Source organism: Cupriavidus phytorum (assembly GCF_003254285.1).
GTDB lineage: Bacteria > Pseudomonadota > Gammaproteobacteria > Burkholderiales > Burkholderiaceae > Cupriavidus > Cupriavidus phytorum.
Genome location: NZ_QKZN01000001.1, coordinates 317540 through 338999 on the forward strand (window position 1 = coordinate 317540; position 21460 = coordinate 338999).

Genomic DNA, 21460 nt, shown 5'->3' on the forward strand with positions numbered 1-21460 from the left:
CATGGCTAGGCGCCAGGCACTTTCAACGATGCTGTTGTTCGCGCGGCAGGAGCTGGTGGACCGCCAGCAGGGGCAGCTGTTCGGCATGGGCTGGCTGATCATTCACCCGCTGTGCCTGATCGTCGTGTTCAGCACCGTTTTCTCGCACCTGATGCGGGCGCGGCTCGGCAACGATGCCAGCCCCTACGCCTATACCGTCTATCTGATCGGCGGGATGCTGGCATGGAACCTGTTCGCCAACACGCTGTCGCGCCTGTCCACGGTCTATACCGCCAAGGCACACCTGATCCGCAAGGTCCCGGTGAGCCTGGGGCTGATGCCGCTGCACGTGGTTGCGGTGGAGCTGGCGGTCTACGGCATATCGATGGCGCTCTATGCCGCGTACCTGGCCGTGATCGGTTTTCCGTTCAACCCGGCATGGCTGGCGCTGCCGGCGGTGATCGGCCTGCTGGGCGCGTTCGCCTACGGCGCCGGCATCGTGCTGGGCATGCTCGAGGTGTTCCTGCCGGACGTGCGCAATATCGTCGCCGTCGCGCTGCAGTTCGGCTTCTGGATGACGCCGGTGGTCTACCTGCCCGAAATCCTGCCGCCGTGGGCGCGCAGCTTGCTGTCGCTCAACCCGGCGTACTGGGCGATCGACGCGGTCCACGTCATCATCCTTGGCGCGCGGCTGCCGGCCCCGGCGCCGCTCGCGGCGCTGGCGCTGCTGGCGGCTGCTCTGCTGCTGGGCGCGCGCTGGATGAAGCGGCGGCTGGAACGCGAACTACGGGATTTGCTCTGACATGCCTGGCACTGCATCCACCGCGCCTCTGCTCGCGCTGACGGGCGTCAGCAAGGCGTTCCGCCTCTACGCATCGCCCGCGGACCGGCTCAGGGAAGCGCTGCTGCGCCGCGCCTGCCATCGCGACCACCAGGCGCTCGACGGCATCAGCCTGGAGGTCAGGCCCGGCGACGCGGTCGGCGTGATCGGGCGCAACGGTGCGGGGAAGTCCACCCTGCTCAAGCTGGTGACCGGGGTGCTGCTGCCCGATGCCGGCACGATCCGGCATGCGGGCCGCGTTACCGGCTTGCTGGAGCTGGGCACCGGTTTCGACCCCAACCTGTCGGGGCGCGACAACATCGAGGTCAATGCGAGGCTGCTGGGCATGGGTGCGGCGGAAGTGCGGCGCAAGCTGGACGCCATCGTCGCTTTCTCCGAGCTGGGGCCGTTCATCGATGCGCCGGTGCGCACGTATTCGTCGGGCATGACGATGCGACTCGGCTTTGCCATCGCCATTCACGCCGACCCCGACTGCTTTGTCGTCGACGAAGCGCTGTCGGTCGGCGACGCCCGCTTCCAGCAGAAGTGCATCGCAAGGATCCGCGAGTTCCGTGAGCAGGGTGGTGGCATCCTTTTTGTCTCGCACGATGTCAACGCGGTGAAGCTGGTCTGCAACCGCGCGGTGGTGCTGGAAGCGGGGCGGCTGCTGTTCGATGGCCCGCCGGAGCAGGCCGTGAGCCGCTATTTCCGGCTGATTGCCGGGGTTCCCGCCGGCATGCAGATGTCAGTGCGCGAGGGCGATGGCGATGGTGACTACGGCCAACGGCGCACGCGCATCGTAGCCGCGACGCTGCATGACGGACAAGGCCGGGACACGCGCAAGTTCGTCTGCGGCGACGCGGTCAGCCTGCGGCTTGCCGTGGCCTCGGATGACGACGTGGCGCTCAATGTCGGCTTCCTGCTGCGCGACCGGTTCGGCCAGGACATCTTCGGCACCAATACCGGCCTGCTGGGACGCCGTGTCGCGTTCAGCCGCAGCACGGTATCGGAATGCCGCTTTGACTTCCCGGTGCGGCTGGCGCCGGGCAACTATTCGGTCACGCTCGCGGTCCATTCGGAGCTGACCCACCTTCACAACTGCCAGCACTGGCTGGACAACGCGCTCGAATTCGAAGTGTCGGCATTTGGCACCCGCGCTTTTGCGGGGCTGTGCGAGCTGCCGGTCAGCTTCAGCGCGACGCCGCAGCGCGCGCGTGCCGGTGCCGACGCCGACAAGGAGATTCCCTTTGCCTCATGAGCATCATGCGTTATCCGAGCCGTCCGAACCGCGCGCGCCGGCAGGGCCCGGGCACGCCGCGAGCGACGCCGACTCTTTGCAGGCGCGAGCGCAGGCGCGCGCGGCGCTGGAGGCGCTGGTCGCACGGGTGCGCGCCGAGGCCGCCGCGGCCGACGGCAAGGCAAGCGCGCTCGATCCGTTGTCCGCTGACTACCTGAGCCTGCCCGAGCCGGCACTGCCCGAACTGGTCTATGCCGGCGCGGACGGGGCGCTGCATCCGGTGCACCTGCTTTCGATCCCGCGGGCCGAGTTTGTCGGGTACGCCTACCGGGTGCTGCTGGGGCGCGAGCCGGACGATGCCGGCGCCGCCCACTACGCCGCGGTGCTGGCGCTTACCGGCAGCCGGCTGTGGATCGCGGCACAGCTGCGCAGCTCGGCCGAGGGCCGCCGCCGCGGCGTGCGCCTGGCCGGCGGCGGCGGGCTGCTGGCACGGTACCTGGCGGCGCGGCTGGCGCAGCGACTGGGGCTGGGCACCCTGGCGCGGCATGCGTTTTGCCGCTACGAGCAGCGCCTGGCGCGGCGCGAGGCGGCGGGCATCTGGCTTGCCGACGCGCTGCAGCGGCAACGCGACGGCATGCTGCGCGCGCAGCGTGGCTGGCGCAAGCCGATCGAGGCTATTGCGGGCAGCGTGCTGAATGCGCTGCGCGAACAGCGCGACGCGCGCGCGCGGATCGACGCGCTGGAAGACCAGCTGGAAAAGCTCTCGGCCGAGCTGACCCACGAGCGCCTGTCGCGCATGGGCGAGCGCCGTACCGCGCCGCCGGCGCCGGGCCTGTTGCCGCACTACGGCGCCGGCACGGACGCGCGCGGCGAGGCCGCATCCGGCGCGGACCTGCGCGCGCAGATCGAGGCCTATTACATGGCCTTCGAGGACGCGAACCGGGGCTCGCGCGAGGAGATCCGCCGCAAGCTGCGCGCCTATGACGGCTGGATCGCGGCCCTGCGCGAGGCGCAAGCCGGCCCGGTGCTCGATATCGGCTGCGGACGGGGCGAATGGCTGGAACTGCTGGCCGAACGCGGCATTGCCGCGCGCGGCGTCGACCTCAACAGCGCGATGGTCGCGTTCTGCCGCGGCCGCGGGCTGGAAGTGGACGCCTGTGACGGCGTCGAAGCGCTGGCGCGCATGCCGGCCGCCGCTCTCGGCGCGATCACGGCCTTCCATGTGGTCGAGCACCTGCCGTTCGAGGTGCTGTACGCGATGATCGCCAATGCGGCGCGGGTGCTGGCGCCGGGCGGTTCGATCCTGCTCGAGACGCCGAATCCCGAGAACCTGCTGGTGGGCAGCCACACCTTCTATCATGATTTCTCGCATCGCAACCCGGTCACGCCGACGTCGCTGTCGTTCCTGCTGGCTTTCCATGGCTTCGAGGCGCCGCAGGTGCTGCGGCTCAATCCCTATCCGGCATCGGCCAAGGTGCCGGGCGACGACCCCTTGACAGAGCGCGTCAACGGCCACCTGTGCGGACCGCAGGACTACGCGCTGATCGCGCGCAAGCCGCTGCTGCCGCCGGCGTCGCCGACGACGCTGCACGCAGCCGCCGCATCGTGAAGATCCTGCTGACCGCGAACCTGGTGCCGTTCCTGCACGGCGGCGCTGAATACCACATCGCCAATCTCGCCGCCGCGCTGCGCGAAGCCGGCCACGCGCTCGAGGTGCTGCGGCTGCCGTTCCGCTTCGGGCCGGACGATGCCGTCGAGCAGGCCATGGCGCATGCCGCGGCGATCGACATGCACCGCCCTAACGGCGTGGAGATCGACCGCGTGATCAGCCTGCAGTTTCCGGGCTGGGGACTCGCGCATCCGGAGCACCACGTGTGGGTGATGCACCAGCATCGCGCCGTGTACGACCTGTACACCGAAGCCGCGGCCACGCCCTCGCTGCGGCGCCTGCGCGAGCGCGTGATTGCCTTCGACAACGCCGGCCTGGGCCGCGCGCGCCGGCGCTTTGCCAACTCGCAGCGCGTGGCGCAGCGGCTGTGGCAGTACAACCAGATCGAGGCCGAGCCGCTCTATCACCCGCCGCCGCTGGCGGGGCAGTTCCGCTGCGAAGCGGCGCTGCCGTTCATCTTCATGCCGAGCCGGCTCGAGACCCTCAAGCGCCAGGCGCTGCTGGTCGAGGCCGCGGCGCGGCTGCGCGCCGGGCTGTCGATCGTGCTGGCCGGCACCGGCGGGCAGATGGAAATGCTGCGCCAGCGGATCGAGGCGCTGGGCGTTGGCCACCGCGTGGCGCTGCTGGGCGAGATCAGCGAACAGGAAAAGCTGCACTTCTATGCGCGCGCGCTGGCCGTGTGCTTCCCCGCGCGCGACGAAGACTACGGCTATGTGCCGCTCGAGGCGATGCTCTCGTCCAAGCCGGTGGTGGTCTGCAGCGACGGCGGCGGACCGCTCGAGTTCGTGCGGCATGGCGAGAACGGCTGGGTGGTACCGCCGGATCCGGACGCGCTCGCCGCGACGCTGGAAGCCATCGCGGCCCGCCCGGCGCAGGCCGCCGAGATGGGCGTGGCGGGCCGGCAGATGCTGCTGGCGCGCGGCATCGGCTGGGAACACGTGGTCGCGACGCTGACGTCGTGAGCGGCGCGCCGCGCAGACAACTGACCACATCATGGTAGGGCGGAACACATGAGAGTAGCGATCGTGGCACCGAGTCCGGTGCCTTTCATCATCGGCGGCGCCGAGAACCTGTGGTGGGGCATGCTGCGCGAGCTGAACCGGCGCGCGGGCGTGGTGGCCGAGCTGATCAAGCTGCCAAGCCCGGAGCGCAACCTGGTCGAGCTGATCGGCAGTTACCGCACCTTCGCGCGGCTGGACCTGAGCCACTTCGACCTGGTCATCAGCACCAAGTACCCGGCGTGGATGGTCCGGCACCCTAACCACATGGTCTACCTGCAGCACAAGCTGCGCGGCCTCTATGACACGTGCCCGGCGCACCTGGCGCATCCGCCGGACGCCGCCGCAGTGGCGCGCCTGCGGCTGCCGCCGGTGCTCGAGGCCGCCTTGCTGGCGGGCCACGGCGGCGAAAGCCTGGATGCGGCGGAGGTAGCCGAGACGCTGCTGGCCGCGCTGACGCGCGCTGATGCGCCGCCGGAACTGCTGCATTTTCCCGGGACGTTCGCGCGCGCGGTAGTGCACCTGCTCGACCGCATCGGCATGCAGCCCGGCCATATCCGGCGCTACGCGGCGATCTCGCGCACGGTGCGCGAGCGCGCTTCGCATTTTCCTGCCGGCTGCCATGTCGAGGTGTGCCATCACCCGTCCGGGCTGGAGGGGCTGGCGCCCGCCGCGCTGCCGGAAGACGCCGGCATCTTTACCGCGAGTCGGCTGGTGGGGGGCAAGCGTATCGACTTGCTGATCGATGCTTATCTGCGCAGCGGTGCGACGCTGCCGCTGCGCATCGCCGGCGCCGGCCCGGAAGAAAAGGCTCTGCGCGCGCGCGCGGCGAGTCACGACGGGATTCAGTTTCTGGGCAGGCTCACCGATGCGGAACTGGCACAGGCCTATGCTCGCGCGGCATTCGTCCCTTTCGTGCCGTACCAGGAGGACTATGGCCTGATCACGCTGGAGGCGATGCTGTGCGGCCGGCCGGTGCTGACCGTCAGCGACAGCGGCGGACCCACCGAGCTGATCGAGGATGGCGTCAATGGCGTGATCGCGGCCCCCGACGCGCAGTCGCTCGGCGCGGCCATCGCGCGGCTGGCAGCGGACCCGGCCGGTGTCGCGGCCATGGGCGGGCGCGCGCGCGAATGCGCGGCGGCGATTCACTGGCAGGCCTTTGGCGACTGGCTGCTGTCAGGTACTGCCCCCGCTGCTGCGTCGGCGTGCGCTCCGGCGCCCTGCGCGGCGCATGTGGCACGGCCGGCCAAGCCACGCATCGTGGTCGTCAACACGTTCCCGGTCGAACCGGTGGTCAGCGGCGGCAAGCTGCGGCTGTTCGGCCTGTACCGCCACCTGGCGCAGGCATTCGAGGTGCGCTTCGTCAACCTGGCGGACACCGCCATGCCGCGCCATGCCAGGCCGCTGGCACCGGGGGTGGTGGAGGAGGTGGTGCCGGTGACGCCGCGCCTGCGCGAGCAGGCCCGGGACCTCGAACAAAAGCTTGGCGTGTCGGCGGGCGACTTGGCCGCAGCGATGCACCCCGACAGCGTGCCGCAGTGGCTCGAGGCGCTGCGCGAGCAACTGCGCACCGCGGAGCTGGCGGTTTGCGCGCATCCGTACGGCTTCCCTGCCTTGCAGGCTGCCGGCGCGCCGCGTCCGCACCTGTACGAGGCGCACAATGTCGAGTACGACCTGAAGGCGGGCATGTATGGCCGGCACGCGTGGGCGGCACAGCTGGTGCGGCACTTCGAGCGCCAGTGTGCCGAGCAGGCGTGCGGCGTGACCGCTTGCAGCGAGCTCGACGCCGAGCGGCTGCGCGAGCTGTACCAGCTCGACCGAACGCCGGTGGCGGTGCTGGCCAACGGCATCGAGATTGCCGAGACGCCGTTCGTGGCGCTCGCCGAACGCAAGGCACGCGGGCGCCGCCTGGGCAAGGAGCGGCCGCTGGCCTTGTTCATGGGCAGTGCGCACGGCCCCAATCTTGAAGCCGCCATGCTGGTGCTGGCGGCGGCCGCGCGCAGCCGGGCGCTCGACTTTGCCATCATGGGTTCGGTCTGCGGCATGATCGACGCCGAGGCGCGACCCGGCAATGTCGCCATGCTCGGGGTGGTCGATGCGGCCGAGAAGTCGCTGTGGCTCGGCCTGGCCGACTACGGGCTAAATCCCGTGCGGGCCGGCTCCGGCACCAACCTTAAGCTGGCCGAGTACGCGGCCAGCGGCCTGCTGGTGCTGAGCACGGCGTTCGGCGCGCGCGGCAGCGGCCTGTCGGCGTGGCAAGATTTCGTGCCGATCGAGGCCGACGACCTTGCCGGCGCCCTGTGCGCCGCGCGCGCGCTCGACCCCGCCCGCCAGGACGCGCTGGTCGGCTCGGCGCGCGCCAAGGTCGCCGCGAGCGGCGACTGGCGCAAGATCGGCGAGCGCTACGCCGCCTTTGCCTCGGGCTTCTTGCGTACCTGAATCTCGGCTTCGCCCTTGGCCAGCTTTTCCAGGATGACCGGCTCGCGCACGATCAGCCGGCGCAGGTCTTTCTGGACGATACCGGTGCTGACCAGGGCGTGGATCGCGCGCGACACGGTTTCACGGCTGACATTGGCCATGATCGCGATGCCCTGCTGGTTGGGCAGGTTCTCGATCGTGACCAGGTTGCCTGTGGGGTTGCGCGCGGCGCTCATCAGGATCGCATAGACGCGCGAGTAGGCCCGGTTCATGCCGAGCATTGAACGGTAGCTGGAGGCCTGGCGGATCGTATTGCACAGCTTCTGCAGCAGTGTCTCGATCACGCTGGGGTGGTTGTAGAACAACCACTTCGCCTTTTGCCTCGGCAGGAAGCCGACCAGCGAATCGACGCTGGCGACGATCGAGGCGGAGCGGGGCAGGCCGTCGATGATGGAAAGCTCCCCGAAATAGTCGCCTGGCTCGACGAAATCGAGCCCCACTTCGCGCCCGTCCTCCGCCAGTGCGATGACCTGCAGCCGGCCGCTCAGCAGCATCATCAGCGAATCGCCGGCGGCGCCGTGGTGGACGACAAATTCCCGCTTGCGAAACCGCTGGATCCGGATCTCGGCCTGCAGCTCGAGCAGCGTTTCGTCATCCAGGCCGGCCAGGAGACGTTGTCGCCTGAGCAGCTCAAGCGGCTTCATTGCTGAAATTCTAGACATGGACGTTACATAGCTGTCACCCCACATCCAAGCTAACACGTCCGCGTTGGCCGCGTTTGTGACTCCTGTCACAAAGCACCGGGCATGGCTCGGTCATCATCATTGCCAGCCTGTCGACGATGCGGGAGCCTCCGGGGCGACCCGCACAGGGGCCGGCGTGCGTCCCCAGGGCCGCGCCGAAGTCAGAAGGGGTTGCAATGAAAACGTTGAACCGGGGAATGCTGATCGGCTGCCTGTCGATCGGCTGGGCGATATTGGCTTGGGCGCAGGGACCGGCCGAGGTGGGCAAGATCGCCGTGGTGGCCGGCAGCGCCTGGGTCGAGGCTCGTGGCCAGCGCCAGCCGCTGCAGGCCGGCAGCGTGCTGCACGAAGGCGCGACGCTGGAGACCGGCAGCGACGGCTACGTCTACGTCAACACGGTGGACCGAGGTTTTGTCAGCCTGCGCCCGAACTCCAGCCTGACCATAGAGGCCTATGCCTACGACAGCGCCGCGCCGGGCAATACCCAGATCAAGCTCAGGCTGAACCGCGGCGTGGTGCGCACCATCTCCGGCGAAGGCGCCCAGGCGGCGCGGGAGCGCTTCCGCATGAATACCCCGGTGGCGGCGATCGGCATCCGCGGCACCGACTTCTCGGTCTTCACTGACGCCCGCACCACGCGCGCCAGCGTGCGCGCCGGCGGCATTGTGATGTCGCCGTTCCTTGCAGGCTGCCGGCCAGCGGACGTGGGCCCGTGCGATGGCGGCATAGGGCTGTCGAGCCAGGCCGGCGGCAGCATCCTGCAGCTGCGCCATGGCGAGACCCAGCCGACCCTGCTCGGACCGCAGTTCCAGCACCTGTCGCCGGAGGCGGTGGCACCGCCCGGCAAGGACGAGGGCAGCGCCGCCGGCGGACAGGTCAGGACCTCTGCGGTTAGCGCACCGGCGGCACCGGCGGTGGTCACCGCCAACGAGATGGAAATACTCGACGACGCTGTCAGGTTGCTGCCTGAGCCGCGTCCCAACACCCCGCCCGCGCCGGAGGCGCCGGTAGTGCGCCCGCAGCCCGTCCCACCTCCGCCTGAATCGCAGAAGTTGTTCTGGGGCCGCTACCAGGCCCTGGCCAGCTTGCCGGCGGACACCACCCTAGAGGCACTTCGCGCAGGCGTCCACGACATCGTTGCGATGGGCGGTTTCGGCCCGTTCGCCCTGGTGCGCGATACGCGCGAGCCGATGACGATGCCGGTCAAGGGGGTGTTCGGCTTTCAGCTCAAGGGCGCCGAGGCCTACGTGGTGGGCGACGGCAAGGCGACCGCAGCGACCGTGGCCGATCCTTCGCTGGTAGTCGACTTCGGCAAGCGCCGCTTCGACACAAGCCTTACGGTCAGTACGAGCCAGCTCACCCATCAGATGCGCGCGCAAGGCTCGGTGACGTCCGACGGCATGATGCGCAGCGACCAGGCCGCGGGCAATGCCACGGTGCGCGGCGCACTGGCCGGCACCGACGCGTCGCAGGCCGGCTACGTGTTCAGCAGCGAGATCGGCGCCTCCGGGCAGACTGCGGTCGGGGCGACAAATTGGGGGCGCTAGGCGCGGCCACGCCGCGCGACTGGCTGCGCCCGGGCCTGTTCGCCCTGGTATTGGGTGCCTGCGCCCTGCTTGGCAGCGGCACGTGGTCGCCGCGTTGGTTTCACCGCCTGGAGGACTTGATGGCGGACCTGCGCTGGCGGCTGGGGCCGTCCGCGGGCCAGTCGGCGCATGTCGCGGTGGTCGAGATCGACGAGGCCAGCCTGGATGTCGTCGGGCCCTGGCCATGGCCGCGCGAAGTCGTCGCCGGCCTGGCCGGCGAGCTCTTCACGCGGCATGGAGCCCGCGTGGTGGCGCTGGACATGGTATTTCCGGAGCCCCGGGATGCCGCCGCGGACGCCGCCTTGCTAACGCTTGCCAGGCAGCACCGGATGGTGTTTTCGCAGGCCTTCTACCTGACGCCGGCAGCGGTGCGGACGGGCCATCCCGGGGGCGCGCTGCCGGCGTCGGCCGAACCGTCGACCGCCGCAGGACTGGCCGGGGTGCCGGCCGCGACGGGCCATCTCGGCAATTTCTTCGCCGCCGCCCCCGGCGACTGCGTCGGCCATATCACGCCCCAGGTGGATGCCGACGGGGTGGTGCGGCGCATGGCGCCGGTAATCGGCTATGCGGGCCAGCAGTATCCGATGCTGGCGGCGGCAGCCCTGCTGTGCGCCAGGCCTGGCTTGCCCGCGGCGCTGCCCTGGCCTGCATTGGCGCCGCTGATGGCGGCGGCCAGGGAGGCCGACGGCTTCGTGCCCATTCCGTGGCGCCATGCGAGCGCAGGGTTTCCGGTATTCAGCGCGGTCGACGTGCTGGCCCGGCGCGTGCCGGCGCAAGCGCTGGCGGGACGTTATGTGCTGGTCGGGGCGTCGGCGCTCGGCCTGTCGGACCATGTCGTCAGCCCGCACGATCCACGCCTGCCGGGAGTGATGGCGCATGCCGAAATGCTCGACTGGCTGCTGGCGGAAGCCGCGGCGCCCTCGCCGCGGCTGATGCTGCCGTGGCTGGGCTGGGCCTGGACCATTGCTACGGTGCTTGGACTCGCCTGGTTATCGCGCGGCGGCAACCTGCTGGCGGCCTATGGCGCCCTGACCGGCATGGCCGGACTATGGCTGCTGGTGCTGCTGGGCTTGCCGCCGGGCGCGGCGGGGCGCGCCGCGGTGCTGCCCGTGGTGGCCGTGCTGATGCTGCTGGTCTTGCAGGCGCCGGCGGAGTGGGCGCTGGCGCGCGCGCAGGCGCGGCAGTTCCAGCGCCGGTTCCGCCGCTACCTGCCCCCCGCGGTGATGGAAGCCTTGCTGCGCGAGCGCGGCTACGAGGCAATGCTGCCCATGCGCCGGACGCTGACCGTGCTGTTCGCCGACATGGAGGGATACACTGCGCTGGCCGAGACCATGGCGCCGGAGCGGCTGGTCAAGGTGACCGAGATCGTGCTGGAAGCGCTGACCGCGCAGATCCACGCCGCCGGCGGCACGGTGGACAAGTACATCGGGGACGCGGTGATGGCGTTCTGGAACGCCCCGCTCGATCAGCCCGACCACGCGGATCGCGGCCTGGCATGCGCCTGCGCCATCCTGTCCGGCATGCCGACGCTGAACGCGCGGCTGCAGGCCGAATGCCCGTGGCTGGCGCCGGTGCGCATCTGCATCGGATTGCACAGCGGCGACGCCGTGGTTGGCGAGATCGGCTCGCCGCTGCGCAAGAGCTACACGGCCATCGGCGATACGGTCAATATCGCTTCGCGCCTGCAGGACCTGTGCAAGGCGGTCTCGGCCGACTTGCTGGTGGGAGAGGGAACCGCGGCGCTGGTGCAGCGCCACGTGCTGGAGCCGGTCGGCCGCGCGCGCTTGCGCGGGCGCAGCCGGGCCGAGCAGATTTACGCAGTCCGCGGCCGGCCATATCCCCAGCCTTTCGACCTGTCGGAGCCGGCTGTTGCGTGATGCGCGTGCCCGGTGCACGCGGGCGAAGCTGTGCGCAATGCTGATGTGTGCTGCCGGTGCGACGCAATGGGCGCACTCGGCTCAGCCCGTACTGCCGGTCCGGCCCGCCATGCCGGATCTGGTGGCGCCGCACCAGCCGGCATCCCCGGGCGGCATCGTCGCAGAATTGCCCGCGGCGGCTTTCGACGCGGGCGGGGCTTACGAAGCCTTCTACCAGCGGGTCCACGGCGCGATGCGCGACGGCGACTTCGATGCGGCGCGGCAGCTGCTGCTGGATGTCGAGCGGCTGCCGCTGCCGCACGCCGGCGCACGGCTCGACATCGCCATTGCCCTGTGCGAACTGGGCGAGCGCGAGCGCGCCTTCACGCAGTTTTCCCGGTTGCAAGGCGGCGCCGATGTGCCGCCGGCGATCCGGGTGCTGATCGATTCCTATGTGCGGGGCGGATGCAGGCGCCCGGACCCACGTGTGCGCGGTCAGCTATCGCTGCAGGCCGGCTACACCACCAACGCCAACTATGGCCCGCGCAATCCGGTGGTGCCGCTGGCAACCGGTGCGCAACTGCCATACCTGTTGCTGCAGCCGTCCCAGCTGGCGCAGGCGGACCGCTTTGCCGGCATGGATGGCAGCGTGAACTGGGGCACCGGCGGCGTCGAAGGGCTGAACGTGTCCGCTGGCGCCTCGATCCGGCAATACGCCCGGCGCCACGACTATAGCCAGTACGGCACAAGCCTGGCCATCCACTATGGCAGCGAAACTCGCGCCGGGCTGGTGGAGGGACAGGCCGCGCTTGGCTATACATGGCTGGGCGGGCGGCCGTACCAGTATGGCGGCAGCATGCTGCTGGGCTACTGGCTGCCGGAGCGCCAGCTGGCAGGCAAGCCTTACCGGGTCGGTATCGATACCAGCATGGCACTCGACCGCTATCCCGACGGTCATGCCTTCGACGCGCACCGCCACGACCTGCGTCTGCGCGGGCGCCTGGACCTTACGCCAAATATGCAGGTGTCGGCCGCGGTCGGTGTCATCCGCGATCTGGCGCGCAACGAGCGCGCGGGAGGCGACCGCGACGGCTACGCCATCCTTGCCAACCTGACATGGCTGCCACATCCGCGCCACCTGATGGTGGCGCTTGCGCAGCGCCAGGAACTGCGCGATCGCCAGCCTTACTTCCGCGCATTGTTCGGCGACACGCGCCGACGCCAGGTGCTCGGCCAGGTCCTGCTGCGCTACACCTATCGCCATGCGCCCGATCTGTCGTTCTATGTCCAGGGCCTGTACCAGCAGTCCGACGATTCCATTGCCCTGTTCCGCTACCGTGCCGGCACCATCAGCACCGGCGTGCTGATGGAGTTCTGAGCGGTGCGACAGACTGCGCGATTGTGCCGGCGGGCACAGTATCGCGCAGCTGGCGCTGCCACAATCGCCTGCTGCGCCTGATATGGAAACTTTGCGCTTCTCATGGATTGGGAAAAACTCACCAACGGCGGCCTGGGCGAATTCCATCGCTATCCGAGGCGAGGCCGCCGCAACCGCACCGTGCCTGTCCTTCTTGTGCTGGCCATTGTCGTGGCGCTGGCGGTCGGGTACTGGATGCGTTGAACCAGAAATCTATTTCCTGTTTCGCCGGCTTGGCCGAGCAGGCCATGGAACCCGGTGCGGGCTTGCACCAGGTGCACAAAAAATGCCGCCAGTGCCCCAGGGAGCAACTGGCGGAAAGTGCGGGGATTAACGGCCGTAGAGAAGACCGTTGCGAAGGATTCTAGGTGTGCGGGCCAGACCTGCCGGTGATGCGCGTCACACCGGCAGGCGGATCTGTTCGAGATCCCCCCAAGGTGGGGTCACATGCGCATCCGGCCCGCCGGCGCCTACCGCGCCGAAGGCCGCACCGCCCGCATCCCCGCCTTCACCAGGCTCACCGCCGCCAGCACCAGCCCGCCGGCGACGATGCCGGCAATGCCGTCGATCACCACCGGCGCCAGCACCGCCAGCACACCGCCGATTGCCGGCACCGACGCCACGGCCAGTGCGGCGGCTTCGGTCACGTGGTGCATGGCCGGGATGCCGTGCATCAGGATGCCGCCGCCCACCAGGAACATCGCCGCCGTTCCGGCAAACGACAAGGTCTTCATCAGCAGCGGCGCCAGCCGCAGCAGACCCTGCCCCAGCCAGCGCAGTCCCGCCGATGCCTGCTTGCTCAGGTACAGGCCCGCGTCGTCGAGCTTGACGATGCCGGCCACCAGGCCATAGACGCCGACCGTCATGATGACCGCGATCGCGCACAGGACGGCGAGCCGCTGGCCGAAGGGCGCGTTGGCGACGGTGCCGAGCGAGATCACGATGATTTCCGCGGAAAGGATGAAGTCGGTGCGGACTGCGCCCTTGATCTTCTCTTTTTCGAAGGCCACCATGTCGACGGCGGGGTCGGCCACGGCCTGGACTTCGCGCGCGTGGTGGGCGGCGTCCTCGGCCTTGCTGTGCAGGAACCGGTGTGCCAGTTTTTCAAAGCCTTCGTAGCAAAGAAACGCGCCGCCGATCATCAGCAACGGCACCACGGCCCACGGGGCCCAGGCGCTGATCGCCAGTGCCGCCGGCACCAGGATCACCTTGTTGCGGATCGATCCCAGCGCGACCGCCCAGACCACCGGCAGCTCGCGCTCGGCCTTCACGCCGCTGACCTGTTGCGCGTTCAACGCCAGGTCATCGCCCAGCACGCCGGCGGTCTTCTTGGCCGCCATTTTGCTCATGACGGCGACATCGTCCAGGATGGTGGCGATATCGTCGATCAATACCAGCAAGCTCGAACCCGCCATGTCAGGGCCTCCGCGCGCGGCAACGCTGCCGCTGATGCAGCCGGTTGGTCATTCGGTCATGCTCCTCGATGTCGTGGATCCGCTAAAGCAGGTTTTGTACCGGTCGCCGTTGCATATCGCGCCGGCCGGCATCGTCAATGGTGGCCTGGCCTTCGGGAATGTGCCGGTACTGCGTGGTTTCAGGGGTTAGCCGGCGAGATTGTAAAACATGCGATCAGTTCCGCACCGGCAGGCATCTCGACTTGGAGGTAGCTTGTTGTGGCGAGCTGACCGCTGCAACCGATGGTCAGTCGCGCGCGCGCCGGTAGTGCATGGCAACTGCGCCGTTGCTGAGCGGCTTTGCCGAGACCAGCTCAAGCCGTCGTGTGTCGGGCAGCCCGTTCTGGTACAGGGTGGGGCCGTGGCCGGCGATCCTGGGGTGAACGAGGAACTGGTACTCGTCGATCAGACCCAGCCGGTCCAGCTCGGTCGCCAGCGTACCGCTACCGAGCAGCACGCCGGCCGGGGTCGCGTCCTTGAGCTTTTGCACGCCCGGACACAGGTCGCCGCCGATGTGGTGACTGTTGGTCCACGGGAAGTCCGTTCGCGTCGACGACACGACGTACTTCGGCTTGGTCTCCAGCTTGATCGCCCATTCGCGCACCATCGGGGGCGCCTCGACATCGCCACGGGCGACCGCGGGCCAGTAGCTCTCCATCATCTCGTAGGTGACGCGGCCCCACAGCATCGCCCCAGCCTCGTCCATGAGGCGGGTGAAGAAGGCGTGCGTCTCGTCGTCGGCGATACCCTCCTGGTGATCGACGCAACCGTCCAGGGTGACGTTGAGGCTGAAGGTTAGAAGTCCCATGCGAGTCTGCTCCGAGTCGTGCGGTCCGGTGGAATATCGCTTGTCGAAAAATGCCTCGCCGCGGCGAACGTTTTCGATTAGCCGAAGGCGTTCATCGCATTGTATGGCTGATCACGGCCGGGACTCGGGCAAGCGTTTGCACGGGAGTCCGTGGCGGCGTAACGGCCAACACTCCGGCGGTACTGACCCTAGAACCGATGCCGCATGCCGGCACCGATCGTCTCGGCATGCGGCCGCCCTGTTACGCGGTCATAGAAATACGCGGCATACAGATCGGTCCGCTTTGATAAGTTGTAGTCATAGGCAATGGCGGCCGTATGCCGGCCCATCCCGGCCACCTCGTTGCGAGTGTTGCCATAGGCGTAGGAGGCCAACACACTGCCCGCCCCGACAGGAATCGACGCGCCCACTTGTCCGTTCGCGTGCCGGATATCGCCCTGCGCGCCGTTGATGGCGGTACGGATGTATTGTGCCTGCCCGAACAGCTTGGCGACACCGAAGTCATAGGAGACGCCCAGTTGCGCCGCTGTCTGCTTGTCGAAACCGGCGAGGGCCGCGGGAGCAGTCACGTCGCCGGGGACGGCGTTGAACCTGACCTGCTGGAATGCAGCCGTCGCGGCGAAGGCGCCGTTGAACCAGGTTACGTTGCCGCCCCATTTGTTCTGGCCGTTGCTGCCCGGCTGCTCGCCGAACGCATAGATCAGGTTCACCGTCAGGCCGCCGGCGGTTGGCGACGAGTACACGACCGAGTTCGACCATCCGGAATCGCCAATGATCCCGGGGTCGAACACGCGTCCATCGGTCGCCGTCCTGTAGGTGTGGAAAATCGACGGGCCGAAATTGTAGGAATCGACCAGCGGGTTGAACAGGATCGTCGACAGGAAATACGGCGTGGTATTGCGCCCGAGCCGCACGGTGCCGTACTTCGAGGATTGCAGCCCGACATAAGCGCTGCGGGTCAGGAAGCCGTCAGTATCGGAGCGGCCGAAGCGCCCGGTGTCGACGCGGTAGAACCCGTTCAGGTCGATTATCGCCTTGAGCCCGTCACCGAGGTCTTCGGTGCCGCGCATACCCCAGTAGGAAGTCTGCATGCCGCCGGCGCCGACGATGGCCGTGCGCTCACCGCCAGGGGCGCGGGTGCTGCCGACGAAGGCGTCGACCTGGCCGTATAAGGTGACGCTGGATTGCGCCAGGGCCGGCTGTGCAAGGCTCGCGGCCATGGCGGCCGCTGCCACGGCCCGGTGTTTCAGATGCATGGTCTCCTCCGTTTGTTTCAGTTGGTGTGGTGTGGAAAAACTTGCCGGCGGCGCGCCGCGAGCTGCGCGCGATAGGCCGACATGTCTTCGATCGGACGTCGCGCCACGCCGGCATCGGCGGCCGCCTGGGCCACTGCCGGTGCCAGGCGGGTGATCAGGCGCGGATCGAATGGCGTAGGAATCAGGTAGTCGGGGCCGAATGCCAATGACTTGCCGGGGTAGGCGGCGGCAACTTCAGGCCCGGGCGCCTCTTCGGCCAGTGCGGCCAGCGCGTGTACGCAAGCCAGCTTCATCGATTCGGTGATCGTGGTCGCACCCACGTCGAGCGCGCCCCGGAATATGAACGGGAAGCACAGCACGTTGTTGACCTGGTTGGGATAGTCGGAGCGGCCGGTCGCGACCAGGCAGTCCGGCCGCGCCTGGCGCGCCGCTTCCGGGCGGATTTCCGGTTCGGGGTTGGCCAGCGCCAGGATCAGCGGCCGTTCGCGCATGCCGCGCAGCATGGCAGGCTTGAGCACCCCCGCACTGGAGCAACCCAGGAACACGTCGGCGTCTTCCAGTGCCTCGCCGAGGGTTCGCGCCGCGTAGATGGCGGGGTCCTGCGCGAAGCGGCGCTTGCTGGGATCGAGCGCATGCCGGTCCGTCAGGATGATGCCGCGCGAGTCCAGCACGGCGATGTGGCCGCGCGGCAGTCCAAGGCTGACCAGCAGGTCCAGGCACGCCAGCGCGGCGGCGCCGGCCCCGGAGCACACCAGCCTGACGCGGTCGATGGACTTGCCGGCTACCTTGAGGCCGTTCAGGATCGCCGCGGCGGCAATGATCGCGGTGCCATGCTGGTCGTCGTGGAAAACCGGGATCTGCATCCGCTGGCGCAGGGCCTGTTCGACGTGAAAGCACTCCGGGGCCTTGATGTCTTCGAGGTTGATGCCGCCGAAGGTCGGCTCAAGCATCGCGATGGTATCGACCAGCTCGCCGGGGTCCGTCTCCGCCAGCTCCAGGTCGAAGACATCGATATCCGCGAACAGCTTGAACAGGCAGGCCTTGCCTTCCATGACGGGCTTGGCCGCGAGCGGCCCGAGGTTGCCCAGTCCCAGCACCGCCGTGCCGTTGGTGACCACGCCGACGAGGTTGCTGCGGGCGGTGTAGTGCCGGGCGTTGAGAGGCTCGGTGTGGATGGCCTCGCAGGCGGCGGCCACGCCAGGCGAATAGGCAAGCGCCAAGTCGTGCTGGTTGTCGAGGGGCTTGGTCGGCGTGACCGAGATCTTGCCGGGTGTTGGGGTGCAGTGGTAGGCGAGGGCGCTTTGCTTGAAGGCGTCGTCCATGGTGGGTTTGAGGAAAATTCGGGCAAAAGGGGGCCACCGCCCGTGATGACGGGCGAGCGGCCGGAAAGGGATCTGTTGTTAAGGGCTACGCGGCGCCGCCGCCGTACCTGCCGTGCCTGCCGTTCATGGCTTGCCGCCGAGCTTGTCGGCACGCGGGCGGATCAGGGTTTCAGGGCGCAATGCCTCGTCGAGCGCCTCGGCGGTCATCAGGCCGCGTGCCAGTACCACTTCGCGGATGGTGGTGCCCCTGGCATGGGCCTCGGCGGCGACCGAGGTCGCGTTCTTGTAGCCGATCACGGGATTGAGCGCCGTGACCAGCGCGATCGAGCGCTCGATGGTCTCGCGCAGGCGTTCGGGGTTGGCGGTAATGCCGTCGACGCACTTGTGCGCCAGCGTCAGGCAGCCGTTGTTCAGGTGGCGGAAACTGCGGAGCAGGCTGGCGGCAATCACCGGTTCGAAGGCGTTGAGCTGCAACTGGCCGGCCTCGGCGGCAAAGGTGATGGTGGTGTCGTTGCCGAACACTTCGAAGGCGATCTGGTTGACCACCTCGGGAATGACGGGGTTGACCTTGCCCGGCATGATCGACGAGCCCGCCTGCATCGGCGGGAGGTTGATCTCGCCAAAGCCGGCGCGCGGCCCGCTCGACAGCAGCCGCAGGTCGTTGCAGGTCTTGGACAGCTTGACGGCGATACGCTTTAGCACGCCGGAGATCTGCACGAAGGCGCCGCAATCCTGCGTGGCTTCCACCAGGTTGGGCGCGAGGCACAGGTCGATGCCGGTGATGCGGCGCAGCGCGGACAAGGCCTTCGGCGCATAGTCAGGGTGCGCGGTGATGCCGGTGCCGATCGCGGTGGCGCCCAGGTTGATCTCGCGGATCAGCAAGGCGGTTTCGCGCAGGCGCGCGATGTCTTCTTCGAGCATGACCGCGTAGGTCGAGAACTCCTGCCCCAGCGTCATCGGCACCGCATCCTGCAACTGGGTGCGGCCGAGCTTGAGCAGGCCGGAAAACTCGGTCGATTTGCGTTCGAAGGCGGCGCGCAGGACTTCCATCGCTTCGAGCAGGTGCTCGATGGCAAAGTACGTGGCAATGCGCAGTGCGGTCGGATAGACGTCATTGGTGCTTTGCGCCATGTTGACGTGCTCGTTGGGGTGCAGGAACCGGTATTCGCCCTTGCCGTGACCCATGTGCTCGAGCGCCCGATTGCAGATGACCTCATTGGCATTCATGTTCGTCGACGTGCCGGCTCCGCCCTGGATTGTGTCGACAATGAACTGGTCGTGCAGCATGCCCTCGCGCACGTCATGGCAGGCGGCCAGGATGGCGTCGCGCAGGTTCGCAGGCAGCAGGCCAAGCTCGGCGTTGGCCTCGGCCGCGGCCTGCTTGACCGATGCCAGTGCAATGATCAGCTCGGGCCACGAGGAGATGGGCGTGCCGCTGATCTGGAAGTTCTCCCAGGCCCGCAGCGTGTGGACGCCGTAGTAGGCGTCGGCCGGCACCTGGCGTTCGCCAAGCAGGTCGGCTTCGGTGCGATAGGTATTGGTCATGGTGATGCGATCCGATTGGGGTTGGCGTGGGCTAGGCCAGCATCCATGGCAGCGTCTCGCCGGCGAGGAACTGGCGGATGCGCCGGCCGTCCGGTAATTCGACGTGCTGCGGCACGTTCATGGGGCTGCGGTGGAACGTGATCGTGTCCTGGTTCGGCGGCATGCCGTAGAAGCGCGCGCCGTTGTCGCTGGCGAAGGCCTCGAAGCGACCCAGGGCATGCTCTTCCTCGAATACGGTCAGGTAGGCCTGCAAGGCGACCGGCGCGCTGAAGATCCCCGCGCAACCGCATGCGGATTCCTTGGCGTCGGTATCGTGCGGCGCCGAGTCAGTGCCGAGAAAGAATGCCGGCGAGCCCGAGGTCGCGGCGCGGCGCAGCGCCAGCCGGTGCCGCTCGCGCTTCAAGACCGGCAGGCAGTAGTAGTGCGGCCGGATGCCGCCCGCGAACATGGCATTGCGGTTGAACATCAGGTGCTGCGGCGTGATGGTGGCCGCCAGCCTGCCGCTGATGTCGCAAAGGACGAAATCGGCCGCTTCGGCGGTGGTGATATGTTCCAGCACCACCTTCAGGCGCGGATAGCGCGCCAGCAGTGGCCGCAACGTGGCCTGCAGGAACGCGGCTTCGCGATCGAAGACATCGACCGCAGGATCGGTGCTTTCGCCGTGGATCAGCAGCGGCATGCCGATGTCCTGCATGACCGCCAGCACGTCCGCTATGCGGTCGATCGAGGTCACGCCGTACTCGGAATGGGTGGTCGCGCCGGCGGGATACAGCTTTGCGGCGGCAAAGGCACCGGCGTCGAAACCGGCGCGGATCTCCGCCGCGGCGGTGGTGTCGCACAGGTAGCAGGTCATCAACGGCGTGAAGGCGGACCCCGGCGGCAATGCGCCAACGATACGTTCACGATAGGCGATGGCGGCTTGCGCGGTGGTGACCGGCGGTTTCAGGTTGGGCATCACCACGGCGCGGCCGAACTGGCTGGCGGACGCCGGCAGCACCGCGCGCAGAAGGTCGCCGTCGCGCAGGTGCAGGTGCCAGTCGTCCGGGCGGCGGATGGTCAGGGCCTGCACGGTCATGGCTGCCTCCCGGCGCGGATGCCTTCGAGTGCCCGATACATGACTTGAGTGCCGAGCATGAAATCGTCCAGGTCCATCGCTTCGTCCGGATTGTGCGAGCCGTGCTCGTTGCGGACAAAGAGCATGGCGGTGGGGATGCCGGCATTGGCAAACAGCGCGGCGTCGTGTCCGGCGCCGCTCGGCACCATTTCGATCGGGAGTCCGGCGCCGGCGCACGCGTCGTGCAGCAGGCCGGCCAGCGCCGGGTCCATCGTCGCCGGTGCCGATTCGATACGGCGGTCGAATTCGAAATGCACGCCGCGGTCGCGGCTGATGGCCTTGCACTCCGTGCGCAGCAACTGGTAGAAGCCTTCCAGCGTGTCCACGCTTTTGCTGCGAACCTCGAAGCTGAATTCAACCTTGCCGGGAATCCGTGAAATGGAATGCTCCGCGGGGTCGGTGGACACCACACCCGTGGTCACCACCAGGTCCATGCCGCGCTCGAGCAGAACCTTCCAGTGTTCGTCGAGCCGCGTGATCAGCTCGGCCACGGCGAACATCGCATCCTTGCGCAGCCAGCGCGGCACCGCACCGGAATGGCCAGGTTCGCCGAGGCAGGTAATGCGGTTGTGCCGGATGTTCCCGCGAATACCGGGCACCACCGCCAGCGGCAGCTTGCGGGCCACCATCACCGGGCCCTGTTCAATATGCAATTCCAGGTATGCCGAGGCTGCCGCGCGGTCGAACAAGGGTTGTTGTGCCGCAATGGCCTCGACGTCGGCGCCGACCGCGGCCATGCAATCGGCAAGTGTCTTGCCCGAACTGCGGTGCTTCAGCGCCAGGTCGTCCGGGCCAAGCTTGCCCAGCGCGGCGCCAGATCCCAGGTAGGCCTTGCCGAACCAGGCGCTTTCCTCGCCCCGGAAGGCGATCACGCGCAGCGGCGCGGCGCCGCACCCGCCCTGCGCCTTGCGTGCGATCAGGCACAGCAGGCCAGCGACGATTCCCGCGAGGCCGTCGAAGTTGCCGCCTTGTGGGACAGAATCGACATGCGAGCCGACCCACGCGGCCGGCGCGTGCGAATCTTCATCGGGCAGGGCGAACAAGAGGTTCGCCGCGCGATCGCTCTGTACGTCCAGCCCGTGCTGCCCGGCAAAGCGACGCAGGTAGTCGGCCGCGGCCGATTCGCCGGCACCATAGCTGTCGCGGGTAATGCCGACGCCGTCGAACGTCAGCGCGCCGATGTCGGCGAACAATTGTTCCGCCAGTGGCTTGAGTTCAAGGATATCCATGGGCAT

At 68.3% G+C, this 21460-nt stretch carries 16 protein-coding genes and 1 pseudogene; 9 read left to right on the forward strand and 8 right to left on the reverse strand.

All coding sequences use genetic code 11. From position 1 onward, the window contains the following. Position 1: 1 nt before the first annotated feature. From C7416_RS01410 to C7416_RS01430, 5 genes are all read left to right on the forward strand, one after another. On the forward strand, positions 2-781 hold the full coding sequence (locus C7416_RS01410; RefSeq protein ID WP_111516775.1) for an ABC transporter permease: 780 nt from the start codon (positions 2-4) through the stop codon (positions 779-781). Position 782: 1 nt separating this feature from the next. Continuing rightward, entirely contained in the window at positions 783-2057 is a 1275-nt protein-coding gene (locus tag C7416_RS01415) for an ABC transporter ATP-binding protein (RefSeq protein ID WP_111516776.1), read from the forward strand. 76 nt (positions 2058-2133) lie between these two features. After that, on the forward strand, positions 2134-3645 hold the full coding sequence (locus C7416_RS01420) for a methyltransferase domain-containing protein (RefSeq protein WP_111516777.1): 1512 nt from the start codon (positions 2134-2136) through the stop codon (positions 3643-3645). Further along, the gene (locus C7416_RS01425; protein ID WP_111516778.1) at positions 3642-4667 is read left to right on the forward strand and encodes a glycosyltransferase family 4 protein; all 1026 of its coding nucleotides are present in this window, start codon (positions 3642-3644) and stop codon (positions 4665-4667) included. Before C7416_RS01420 ends, C7416_RS01425 begins: the two co-directional genes overlap by 4 nt. Positions 4668-4715: 48 nt before the next feature. Further along, positions 4716-7145 carry a glycosyltransferase family 4 protein gene (locus C7416_RS01430; protein WP_111516779.1) on the forward strand — a complete coding sequence of 810 codons (2430 nt, stop codon included), beginning with the start codon at positions 4716-4718 and terminating at the stop codon, positions 7143-7145. On the opposite strand, the gene C7416_RS01435 is transcribed toward C7416_RS01430, so the two are convergent. Continuing rightward, complete coding sequence (locus C7416_RS01435) at positions 7109-7828, reverse strand: Crp/Fnr family transcriptional regulator (RefSeq protein WP_111516780.1); 720 nt, start codon at positions 7826-7828, stop codon at positions 7109-7111. The two genes, C7416_RS01430 and C7416_RS01435, sit on opposite strands and share 37 nt — an antisense overlap. A gap of 215 nt (positions 7829-8043) precedes the next feature. Between C7416_RS01435 and C7416_RS01440 the strand changes: the two genes are divergently transcribed. The 4 genes from C7416_RS01440 to C7416_RS29040 all read left to right on the forward strand — a co-directional run bounded on the left by C7416_RS01440 (position 8044) and on the right by C7416_RS29040 (position 12930). Next, on the forward strand, positions 8044-9414 hold the full coding sequence (locus C7416_RS01440) for a FecR family protein (RefSeq protein ID WP_181461121.1): 1371 nt from the start codon (positions 8044-8046) through the stop codon (positions 9412-9414). A 50-nt stretch (positions 9415-9464) separates the two neighbouring features. Further along, positions 9465-11330: an adenylate/guanylate cyclase domain-containing protein gene (locus tag C7416_RS01445; RefSeq protein WP_258400919.1), complete on the forward strand. Its 1866-nt coding sequence runs from the start codon at positions 9465-9467 to the stop codon at positions 11328-11330. 109 nt (positions 11331-11439) lie between these two features. Then, a complete protein-coding gene (locus C7416_RS01450) occupies positions 11440-12687 on the forward strand; it encodes a hypothetical protein (protein WP_111516783.1) in 1248 nt (415 codons plus the stop codon). 102 nt (positions 12688-12789) lie between these two features. Continuing rightward, positions 12790-12930: a hypothetical protein gene (locus tag C7416_RS29040; protein WP_181461123.1), complete on the forward strand. Its 141-nt coding sequence runs from the start codon at positions 12790-12792 to the stop codon at positions 12928-12930. A gap of 266 nt (positions 12931-13196) precedes the next feature. On the opposite strand, the gene C7416_RS01455 is transcribed toward C7416_RS29040, so the two are convergent. The 7 genes and pseudogenes from C7416_RS01455 to C7416_RS01485 form a co-directional block, all read right to left on the reverse strand. After that, positions 13197-14141: a DUF808 domain-containing protein gene (locus C7416_RS01455; protein WP_111516784.1), complete on the reverse strand. Its 945-nt coding sequence runs from the start codon at positions 14139-14141 to the stop codon at positions 13197-13199. 286 nt (positions 14142-14427) lie between these two features. Then, a complete protein-coding gene (locus C7416_RS01460) occupies positions 14428-14988 on the reverse strand; it encodes a dihydrofolate reductase family protein (protein ID WP_111516785.1) in 561 nt (186 codons plus the stop codon). Between the two features lie 188 nt (positions 14989-15176). Next, positions 15177-16244, reverse strand: a complete 1068-nt coding sequence (locus tag C7416_RS01465; RefSeq protein ID WP_111516786.1) for a porin — start codon at positions 16242-16244, stop codon at positions 15177-15179. Between the two features lie 59 nt (positions 16245-16303). Beyond that, positions 16304-17566 (reverse strand): annotated as a pseudogene (locus tag C7416_RS01470) (malic enzyme-like NAD(P)-binding protein); the annotation flags it as partial. A gap of 123 nt (positions 17567-17689) precedes the next feature. Next, the gene (gene aspA / locus C7416_RS01475; RefSeq protein WP_111516788.1) at positions 17690-19111 is read right to left on the reverse strand and encodes an aspartate ammonia-lyase; all 1422 of its coding nucleotides are present in this window, start codon (positions 19109-19111) and stop codon (positions 17690-17692) included. A 31-nt stretch (positions 19112-19142) separates the two neighbouring features. Then, positions 19143-20186, reverse strand: a complete 1044-nt coding sequence (pyrC, locus tag C7416_RS01480) for a dihydroorotase (protein ID WP_111516789.1) — start codon at positions 20184-20186, stop codon at positions 19143-19145. After that, positions 20183-21454 (reverse strand): hydantoinase/carbamoylase family amidase, encoded by a 1272-nt coding sequence (locus C7416_RS01485; RefSeq protein ID WP_111517454.1) that lies wholly within the window; start codon positions 21452-21454, stop codon positions 20183-20185. Before C7416_RS01485 ends, pyrC begins: the two co-directional genes overlap by 4 nt. Positions 21455-21460 lie beyond the last annotated feature (6 nt).

Coding starts and splice junctions, on each gene's coding strand:
- C7416_RS01410 (WP_111516775.1), top strand. CDS start 2: ATGGCTAGGCGCCAGGCACTTTCAACGATGCTGTTGTTCGCGCGGCAG.
- C7416_RS01415 (WP_111516776.1), top strand. CDS start 783: ATGCCTGGCACTGCATCCACCGCGCCTCTGCTCGCGCTGACGGGCGTC.
- C7416_RS01430 (WP_111516779.1), top strand. CDS start 4,716: ATGAGAGTAGCGATCGTGGCACCGAGTCCGGTGCCTTTCATCATCGGC.
- C7416_RS01435 (WP_111516780.1), bottom strand. CDS start 7,828: ATGAAGCCGCTTGAGCTGCTCAGGCGACAACGTCTCCTGGCCGGCCTG.
- C7416_RS01440 (WP_181461121.1), top strand. CDS start 8,044: ATGAAAACGTTGAACCGGGGAATGCTGATCGGCTGCCTGTCGATCGGC.
- C7416_RS01450 (WP_111516783.1), top strand. CDS start 11,440: ATGCCGGATCTGGTGGCGCCGCACCAGCCGGCATCCCCGGGCGGCATC.
- C7416_RS29040 (WP_181461123.1), top strand. CDS start 12,790: ATGGATTGGGAAAAACTCACCAACGGCGGCCTGGGCGAATTCCATCGC.
- C7416_RS01455 (WP_111516784.1), bottom strand. CDS start 14,141: ATGGCGGGTTCGAGCTTGCTGGTATTGATCGACGATATCGCCACCATC.
- C7416_RS01460 (WP_111516785.1), bottom strand. CDS start 14,988: ATGGGACTTCTAACCTTCAGCCTCAACGTCACCCTGGACGGTTGCGTC.
- C7416_RS01465 (WP_111516786.1), bottom strand. CDS start 16,244: ATGCATCTGAAACACCGGGCCGTGGCAGCGGCCGCCATGGCCGCGAGC.
- aspA (WP_111516788.1), bottom strand. CDS start 19,111: ATGACCAATACCTATCGCACCGAAGCCGACCTGCTTGGCGAACGCCAG.
- pyrC (WP_111516789.1), bottom strand. CDS start 20,186: ATGACCGTGCAGGCCCTGACCATCCGCCGCCCGGACGACTGGCACCTG.
- C7416_RS01485 (WP_111517454.1), bottom strand. CDS start 21,454: ATGGATATCCTTGAACTCAAGCCACTGGCGGAACAATTGTTCGCCGAC.